Source organism: Petrocella sp. FN5, assembly GCF_029210395.1.
In the GTDB taxonomy this organism is placed as follows: domain Bacteria; phylum Bacillota; class Clostridia; order Lachnospirales; family Vallitaleaceae; genus Petrocella.
In genome coordinates, this window is record NZ_JARGDP010000019.1 from 38,234 (window position 1) to 47,611 (window position 9,378).

The 9,378-nt window shown below is 35.7% G+C and carries 8 protein-coding genes; all 8 read left to right on the plus strand.

Features of this window, described 5'->3' with window-relative positions:
* Positions 1–21: 21 nt before the first annotated feature.
* A complete protein-coding gene (locus P0N36_RS06935; protein WP_275842117.1) occupies positions 22–2,058 on the plus strand; it encodes an LTA synthase family protein in 2,037 nt (678 codons plus the stop codon).
* On the plus strand, positions 2,055–3,050 hold the full coding sequence (locus P0N36_RS06940) for an ABC transporter substrate-binding protein (RefSeq protein WP_275842118.1): 996 nt from the start codon (positions 2,055–2,057) through the stop codon (positions 3,048–3,050). The genes P0N36_RS06935 and P0N36_RS06940 overlap by 4 nt, the downstream gene beginning before the upstream one ends.
* On the plus strand, positions 3,028–3,783 hold the full coding sequence (locus P0N36_RS06945; protein WP_275842119.1) for an ABC transporter permease: 756 nt from the start codon (positions 3,028–3,030) through the stop codon (positions 3,781–3,783). The genes P0N36_RS06940 and P0N36_RS06945 overlap by 23 nt, the downstream gene beginning before the upstream one ends.
* Positions 3,780–4,481 carry an ABC transporter ATP-binding protein gene (locus P0N36_RS06950; RefSeq protein WP_275842120.1) on the plus strand — a complete coding sequence of 234 codons (702 nt, stop codon included), beginning with the start codon at positions 3,780–3,782 and terminating at the stop codon, positions 4,479–4,481. Before P0N36_RS06945 ends, P0N36_RS06950 begins: the two co-directional genes overlap by 4 nt.
* A gap of 40 nt (positions 4,482–4,521) precedes the next feature.
* Positions 4,522–5,325 carry a tryptophan-rich sensory protein gene (locus tag P0N36_RS06955; protein WP_275842121.1) on the plus strand — a complete coding sequence of 268 codons (804 nt, stop codon included), beginning with the start codon at positions 4,522–4,524 and terminating at the stop codon, positions 5,323–5,325.
* A gap of 162 nt (positions 5,326–5,487) precedes the next feature.
* The gene (locus P0N36_RS06960; RefSeq protein WP_275842122.1) at positions 5,488–6,522 is read left to right on the plus strand and encodes a sugar ABC transporter substrate-binding protein; all 1,035 of its coding nucleotides are present in this window, start codon (positions 5,488–5,490) and stop codon (positions 6,520–6,522) included.
* Positions 6,506–7,981 (plus strand): sensor histidine kinase, encoded by a 1,476-nt coding sequence (locus tag P0N36_RS06965; RefSeq protein ID WP_275842123.1) that lies wholly within the window; start codon positions 6,506–6,508, stop codon positions 7,979–7,981. The genes P0N36_RS06960 and P0N36_RS06965 overlap by 17 nt, the downstream gene beginning before the upstream one ends.
* Positions 7,982–7,985: 4 nt before the next feature.
* The coding region (locus P0N36_RS06970; protein ID WP_275842124.1) for a response regulator at positions 7,986–9,378 on the plus strand (1,393 nt) is incomplete at its 3' end.

Here is a 9,378-nt window from a genome sequence, read left to right on the forward strand (position 1 = left end):
TTTGAGAAAGAGGAAACGAGTATGAACATGGTCACTAAAATAAAATCATTTATAAAAAAGGCTGTAGAGGACTTTAGCATATCATCAAAAGCTAGAAATAGGGTCAGGAGCTGGCCAATTGCATATATTTTCAGCTATGCTATCGGTATCACTTTTTTATTAGAAGCATTAAACCGACGATCATTTGTTGATGGCTTAGGATATGCGATTCATAATCCGGCTATGTTTTTGTATAATGCTCTTATAGTGTTGTTCACTTTGTCATTAGCTGAACTACTAAAAAAGAAAGACTTCTTTTTGGTGTTGATATCCGTATTATGGATAAGCCTAGGCGTCATTAATTTTGTGGTACTGGGATTTAGGACAACACCCTTAGCGGCTATAGATTTTCATATAATAAAATCTGTATTAGGCATCATACATATTTATTTAAACAGCTTTCAGATTGTAATTATTAGTATTGCCGTGCTCTTAACACTTTTGGGGATTGGTATGGCGTGGAAAAAACTACCCAAAAAGCAAGTCTATTATAGAAAAGCTTTTGTGACGACAGTAGCACTTGTAGGTTTGATGTTCACCATGCCGAACCTTGCCTCAGAAAAAGTTTCAATCTCAAGCAATTTTGGTAACCTTGCAGATGCTTATGAAGACTATGGATTTGCATATTGTTTTTCTACAAGTGTTGTAGATAGAGGGATTAAGAAGCCGGATGGCTATAATCAGTCAAGTATAGAAGAAATATTAAGTAGGCTTGATGTAGATGAAACCAAGAAGTTAAAAGGGATTAAGCCGAATATTGTTATGGTTCAATTGGAATCTTTTTTTGATGTAAACTATTTAAACAATATGGGATTTTCAGAAAATCCAGTTCCGAATTTCACCGATTTAAAAGAGGAATATGCATCAGGTTTTTTGACAGTTCCCTCGATAGGTGCCGGAACAGCAAATACTGAATTTGAAGTGCTTACAGGTATGAGTCTGGATTTTTTTGGAGCAGGTGAGTATCCTTACAAAACCATTCTTCAAGAATCACAAAGTGAATCTATTCCCAATAACTTAGATGTATTAGGCTATAAAAGTCATGCCATTCATAATAATACAGCAACGTTTTATGATCGGAACAAAGTATTTGCCAATCTTGGTTTTGATGCATTTAGTTCGATAGAATATATGGGTGAAGTATCGTATTCACCTATTGGATGGGCCAAAGACAAACATCTAACTGAAGAAATACTTAAGGCCATGAAGTCAACTGTAGAAAGCGACTTTGTTTTTGCAATATCCGTACAAGCCCATGGAAAATATCCTGAAGTGCCCGTTGATGTTGAGCAAAAAATATCGATACAATCATCTATGGAAGAAGGAAAAAAAGTAGCCTTTGAATATTATATCAATCAATTGTATGAGGTCGATCAGTTTATTGGTACGTTGATAGATACATTAAATAACTTTGATGAATCGGTTGTATTGGTACTTTATGGGGATCATTTGCCGAGTTTTGATATTAATAATGAAGATTTGGACAATCACAGCCGCTATCAAACAGAATACATTATTTGGCGAAATGATCAGTCAATTAAAGGTGAAAAAGATTTAGAAACCTATCAGCTCGGTTCTTATGTATTAGGAAGAACCGGTATTAATCAAGGCATATTAATAAAGCTACATCAAATAAGCAGTAACAGTCCGAGTTATCAAGAGACATTACTTATGCTTCAATATGATATGTTATATGGTGAAAAATATGTATACAATCAAGAGGAACCTTATAAACAGAAGAATTTAAAGATGGGATTTTCAGGGATTGGTATTACGCAAATCAAAGAAGTCAATGATGAAATTCATATCGAAGGTTATGGATTCACCCCCTGGAGCAAAGTGTATTTGAATGATAAGGAAATAGAGACGGTGTATATGGATGCTCATACATTGTTTATTAAGAGTCGAGGATTACACGAAGAAGATGAACTACGTGTTGTGCAACAAAGTGATAATAAAATGATATTAAGTCAAACAGAGGCATGGTGTTTCAATAGACAGATAAGGAGAACAAAATGAAAATAAGAGGGAAACTAAAAATAATTATTATTGGCATAGTATGTATGATCCTATTAACGACAGCTTGTCAAAAACCGGAACGAGTTACAACTTTAAATCATCCTATTGTTAGGGTGGGTACCCTTAAGGGACCGACGGGTATGGGCATGGTTAGACTTATGGATCAATCAGAAAAAGGTGAAACAGCTCTTGACTATACCTTTGAAATATTAGATAGTCCAGATGAATTGGTTAGCAAAATTATTAGCGGTGAAGTGGATGTTGCTGCAGTACCTACGAATGTTGCATTGTTGTTATACAATAAGACGGAAGGTAAAGTAATAGTTACAGCTGTTAACACATTAGGTGTACTCTCTTTATTGGAAAATGGTGATCAGATTCATCAAATTAGCGACCTTAAGGATAAAACGGTTCATGTAAGTGGTAAAGGTGCTTCACCTGATTTTATTCTACAGTTTTTATTACAAAAAGCTGGTTTAGTGATAAACCAAGACGTAGAACTGGCCTATAACCTTCAACACGCAGATTTAGCAGCAGCAATGGCAGAAGGCGATGTGGCAATTGGCTTGCTACCACAACCGCATGTAACGACGGCTATGATAAAAAATCCAAACCTAAGAATTGCTATAGATATGACCCAAGAGTGGGAAGATGTTAATCAAGGTAATCAACTGGCAATGGGTGTTCTTGTAGCACAAACATCTTTTGCTAAAACCAACCAAGAAACACTAAATCTTTTTTTAGATGAATACAAAAGCTCAGTCGCTTATGTAAACGAAAACATAGAAGAAGCTTCAATACTAGTTGAAGCGACAGGGATACTCCCTAATGCGGCCATTGCCCAAAAAGCAATCCCTTTATCAAACATAATATATATCGACGCCAATGAGGCCAGACCATTTTTAGATGCCTATTTTGAAGTACTCTATGATTTTGAACCGAACTCAATAGGCGGGGAATTGGCAGATCATGCTTTTTATTATGAGAAGTAGAAGATGGATAAAAAAGTTAGTGATAGGTCTCTTATGGTTAGCGCTTTGGCATATTACATATAAGCTTGTTGATCGTGCCTTATATGTGCCATCCATAACGAGTGTCATGAAGGCGCTACTAGGATTAATTATAGACGTTCGGTTTTGGCAGATTATTGCTGCATCTGTATACCGAGTATTGGCAGGACTCTTTCTTTCGCTGGTATTTGGTGTCTCCATAGGGGTTCTGTGTGGTTTGAATGGGTTACTGTTTGATTTCATCAACCCATTTGTAAAAGCGATCAGAGCGACACCCGTTATATCCTTCATTATCATTGCTTTGATTTGGTTTAAGTCTACCAATGTACCCATATTTATAAGTTTTCTAATGTGCTTTCCGATTATATGGACCAATGTGGTTTCTGGGATTAGGAACATAGATGTTAAGCTCATTGAGATGGCAAAAGTCTATCAACTAAAAAGATCTTTGATTATTAGAAAAATATACTTACCACACATAAAGCCTTTTTTTACAGCAGGGGTTATTATGGCATTGGGTCTTGGCTGGAAGGTCAGTGTAGCAGCAGAAGTACTGAGTCATCCTCAATATGCTATTGGTAGTAACCTTCATAGTGCAAAAGCCTATTTAGACACGCCACTCCTTTTTGCATGGACCATAGTGGTCATCCTACTAAGTTTTATATTTGAAAGCTTTTTTGCTTTGTGGGCTAAAGAAAGTAGGAAAACATTATGAATCTATCTATAAAAAACATACATAAATCTTATGGAGAGTTAAAAGTATTAGAAGATTTCAATCTGGAACTGGATAAAAGCCGTATTCACTGTTTTTTCGGACCTTCAGGTTGTGGCAAAACCACATTGATGCATGTGATGGCAGGAATTTTGAAGCCAGATTCAGGGCAAATCATTATGTCTTCGGATGTACGTTTTTCTTATATATTCCAAGAAGAAAGATTGCTACCATGGATGACAGTTAAAGAAAACGTAGCCCTCGTGCTTCAAGAAAAAGCCCCAGCATATGTTGAAAGAAAAGTGTTGGAAAGCCTTTCGTTGGTAGAACTAAGCGATTTCTCCCAGTATTATCCCAGTGCGTTAAGTGGGGGTATGCGACAAAGGGTATCTATTGCAAGAGCATTCGCCTATGAAGGGGATGTGTTAGCCATGGATGAACCTTTTAAGGGACTGCATTTGAAGTTAAAACAAAACCTAATGGACGCCATCTACAAGTATTGGGTACTTCATAAGCCCTTTACTTATTTTATCACCCATGATATTGATGATGCCTTATACATTGCCGATGACATCTACATACTCGATGGGCCACCGATGAAAATTATAGAAAAAATTAATATTGAGGTGCCACATGAACTTAGAAAAACCAATCCGGAATTATTGATGGACTACAAGATGAGACTATCTGGTATTAGGTAACAAGTTATTCCATATCAACAGTATTAGAGGAGGTTTGATTATGAAAAGCGTTTCAAAACACACTTGGATGGTACTAATCACTGTTGTGACGTATATTTTAATGATTGCAATCAATGCCCTAGCCAATATTTTACCAATTAATGGTATGAGTACAGGGGCTGTGTCGGAACGCTATAGTAATTTATTTGCGCCGGCAGGCATTACATTTAGCATATGGGGATTGATTTACTTATTACTACTGGGTCATGTAGTCTATCAAGTGATAGAGGTAAGGACTACCGATCGACATTCCAAAAAAATGCTTTACGAGATTGGGATTCTTTTTTCTATATCATCGGTTATAAATACAATTTGGATTTTTATGTGGCATTATGATTTTATTGGCATCACCCTAATCTTAATGTTGATGCTTCTATCATTACTTATTGTAATTCGTATAAGAATAGAAAAGTATACTTTGAATTTTACTCAAAAACTCTTGATTAGATTACCCTTTAGTATTTATTTTGGTTGGATTACAATAGCTACCATAGCAAATGTAACCACTTATTTGGTTTATTCCCAGTGGGAGGGTTTTGGTCTTTCAGAGCCTTTTTGGATGAACATCATCTTAATTGTCGGAGGTACCATAGGTATAATCACCCTTATTCGCCTAAAAGATATGCCTTATGGGCTTGTTATAGTATGGGCTTACATTGGCATTCTCATTAAGCACTTATCACAGGAAGGTTATAAAGGAGATTATATCTCTGTAATAATAACGACTATTTTTGTTATTTTGATGGTGATTTTTGCAGAGTACCTAGTCTTACGTTATCAATTAATAAAAAGAAATCGATATTGATTAAAGTGTCAAAACCAAGTTCCACTAAATAGTTTTGATGCCTTAACCATCCTTAGGATATTAAAAAAATGCTATCATCCAATAAGAATGTCTATGCATTTAGTTCTAAATCATCATGAAACCCATGTAAAATAGAATAAGAATGAACAAAGGAGTGAAACCATGAATAAAAGAATCACTTCCATGACGATTTTAATATTGTCCATGATTCTCCTGTTTCTTTTAGGAATGGGTTTATATCTGTCAAATACTATAGCAGAAGCAACTAAAGGTGAATATTTGTGGGAATCTATGTTGCCGGCAGAGTATCACGTTATGGCTATACTAGATAGGTCCAATCAAACCTATGATCAATCTTTTAGAGAAGGCTTAAAACAATCTAGTGAGGACTATAAAATCTCCGTCGAAGTCATTATGTTTGAAGGCGAGAATGTTGAAGACGAAGTACTAAAGATAATGGATTTAGCGATTTACGCTAAAGCTGATGGTGTGATTGTTCATGCTTTTGACAACCCTAAAATTATTAATAAAATCGATGAACTTATGAGCTTAGGTATTGCAGTAATTACATTAAATGAAGATTTACCCCAATCGGACCGAATTAGTTATGTGGGTGTGAATCGATATAAAATTGGCTTAGAGGCAGGCGGCGCACTAGCAAAAGCGACAGATGGCATAGGAAAAATAGCTGTTGTTGAGCAACAAAACTATCAAAAGCTGGGTAATCAACAACAGGACCTATTACTTCTTGGTATAACGGATGCATTAAGAGATTACCCGGGCCTAAGCCTTGAATTGGTAAGATACACTAAGCAAGGTCTTTTGAATGCTGAGATTTTGGCGACAGAAATCTTTAGAAATCATCCAGATATTAATGGCATTTTTTGTACCAACGCTGAAAATACCCTTGGTGTGGTTCAAGTATTGGTAGACAATAATTTGGTGAATCGCATTGCTTTGGTAGGGTATGGTGATGATGATGAGATTTTGGGCTATATTGAAAGAGGAAAAATCATTGAAAGCTCCGTCGTTACCGATTACAAAGGTATTGGGAAGGAAGCTTTGAAGGTTTTTTATGAGTACAAAACCAACAGTTATGTTCCAAGCTATATCAACACAAGCCTTCAAGTGATTGATGAAGAAAATATTGCCGCCTATATGACTGAAAAGAGTGAAGCCTATGACAAAAATCAATAAATTCAGTTCTATAAGAAACAACATGATTGTCTATACCTTAAGCATTATATTCCTGATGACGGTGTTAAGTATCTATTCACTAACCTTTATGGAACGTTATCAGGGTCAAATAGAAACCATGTTTGAAAAACACATTTTTCTTTCACAAGTAGGTAATTTAATGATTAGCCTAGATGAAGATTTACTTGGTTTTTTGAGTTCGAAAAGCTCGACGAGGCTTAATGATTATATCATCAACAGTGAAAAGTTAGAGCTTCTGGTAGAAGATGCTTATCAGATGACTTATAATGTGGAAGATATGATGATGAAAAATATTGTGAACTTGATTGATGCTTATATTATTGAAGCAGATGAGGCCATTGCCTACAAAAGACAAAGAAATGTAATTAAATATTATGAGCACTATCAAAAAAGTGTCACAATTAAAGGGTTTATCGCAGACTATATTGATCAACTCAATAATAGACAGCTCAATCGCAACTCAGTAACATATACCCAGTTGGTTAGACAAATAAAGATCCTTCAGAATATTACCTATATGATTGTCATTGTCTTAATTGGTTTATCTTTAATGATTGTTTACTTAATTACTTCTAGAATGGTAAAACCCTTTAACAATCTATCTCATGCAGCAGAAGAGATTGCACTGGGGAATTTTGATACAGAAGATATTGTAGTGGAGTCAGAAGATGAATTCTTGTTGCTTGCGACTGCTTTTAATCATATGAAAAACAGTATTAAGAGTTATATTGGTGAAATTAGGAAGAGCGCAGAGACGGAAGCTAAGTTGAAAGATGAGCAGCTCAAAAATGTAAAAATGGAGCATTTACTTGATAATGCAAAACTTTATGCATTACAATCTCAAATCAATCCCCATTTTCTCTTTAACACCATTAATGCAGGCGTCCAGATGTCGATTATGGAAAGAGCGACCAAGACCAGCCAGTTTTTTCAAACCATGGCAAGTTTGTTTCGTTATAATATTCAAAAAATGGATTCGAGTTGTACATTGAAAGAAGAAATCGAGAATATCAAAGATTACTATGAGTTGCTTAAGGTCAGATTTGGTGATCGCATACGCTTTGAGTTCAACATTGACTCCAAAGCTTTGGATATGAAAGTGCCGCCGCTGATTCTTCAACCATTGGTTGAGAATGCCTATGTTCATGGCTTAAGCGGTTTAGAAGAAGGTGGAACGATAACCATAAATGTTGTAGATGAATGGGATGCTACCTTTGTTACAGTAAAGGACACAGGAAAAGGTATGACGGCCCATGTGGCCGATCAGATTCTAAATAAGTCAAGAGAAGATTATGCCCATACTAAATTCGGAATTGGTATTAGAAATGTACGTGACCGTCTGGAGTTATTTTTCCATCAGTCCGACCTATTTAAAATTGAGTGTGAAAAAGGAACAGGGGTAAAAATTATTATGAAGATTCCTCATGTTAAGGAGTGATGTGATGTTTAAATTAATGATAGCAGACGATGAGCAGATTGTCGTAGACGGCATTGAGTTCATGGTTAAGGATTTATTTGATAATATAGAGGTTGTTGCTAAAGTGAATTCCGGCAGAGAAGCCATAGAAGCAACCATGACAACGGTGCCGGATATTGTTCTAATGGATATCAAGATGCCCGGTATCAATGGTATTGAAGCGATTACCAACATAAAGAAGCGTCACCATAATACCAAATTTGTAATAATATCTGCTTATGAACAGTTTGAATATGCTAAACAGGCGGTTGAACTAGGTGTCAGCGACTATATACTAAAACCGGTCAGCTTTGACAACTTAAAGCAGGTATTGATAAAGATCATGTCAGAGATTGAGGAAGAAAGACAGCAAAAAAAACGTGAGATTGAAAACAGGGAAAAACTAGAGAAAGTCATACCGGTTTTAGAACATGGTTTCATCTACTCAATCTTAATGAACACAGATTATCGAGATGAATTATACAAGTACCGTGATTTGTTTGAAATCAATAAAGAGTTAGCCTATATCATGGTATTAGAATTCACTGAAGAAGGAGAAGGAAGTCAGAATGTAATTGGAACAGGGGTTAGAACCCAGTCTTTTTATCCGAAAGTGCAAAGTATCATTAAGTATAAGTGTAAATGTATTATAGGGCCTATGATCATCAATAGAATTACGATTATGGTATATGAGGACCAGTTTGAAAAAGAGTATGAACAAAGGGTAAAGGCAATAAAATTAGCGGAGAGTATACAGACTGCCATTAATGAATGGATGGATGTGAAGATTCATATAGGGATTGGTTCTTGTTATAAACTGGACAAGATTAAAAATTCTCTAGAGGAAGCCCTTCATACCCTTAACCGAATGAGCGGTGACCACAGTTTGCATATAAACGATATATTTGAAAGAGAACCCCATGATAACGAGTATACATATGTGGATATCAAAGGTGATGAGACACATATCATTCAGCTGATTGAGAACGGGAACGAAGAATTATTGGTCAAAGAATTGGGTGTTTTCTTTAATAAAATCGAGAAAAAATTTGGCAGTTCGTTGATTGATTTAACCAATATCATGACGGAAATGATGGTTATGGTACTGAGTTGCTCATATAGACATAATCTAGATGAAGGCGAGGTCGGGTATTCGACATACTTAGGGGAGCTAAGACGTATTGAACATGTGATTGAACTACAAAATTGGTGTCTTAGAAAAATGGTATATGTATCGCAGATGATTCAGAGTAAACGTCACCTACATATTTCTAAAATTGTATTAAAAGCCAAAGAGTATATTGATGCGAGATATAACGAAGAGTTGAGCTTGACGGATATTTCTAAAGAAGTCTCCATAAGCCCTCAGTATTTTAGTA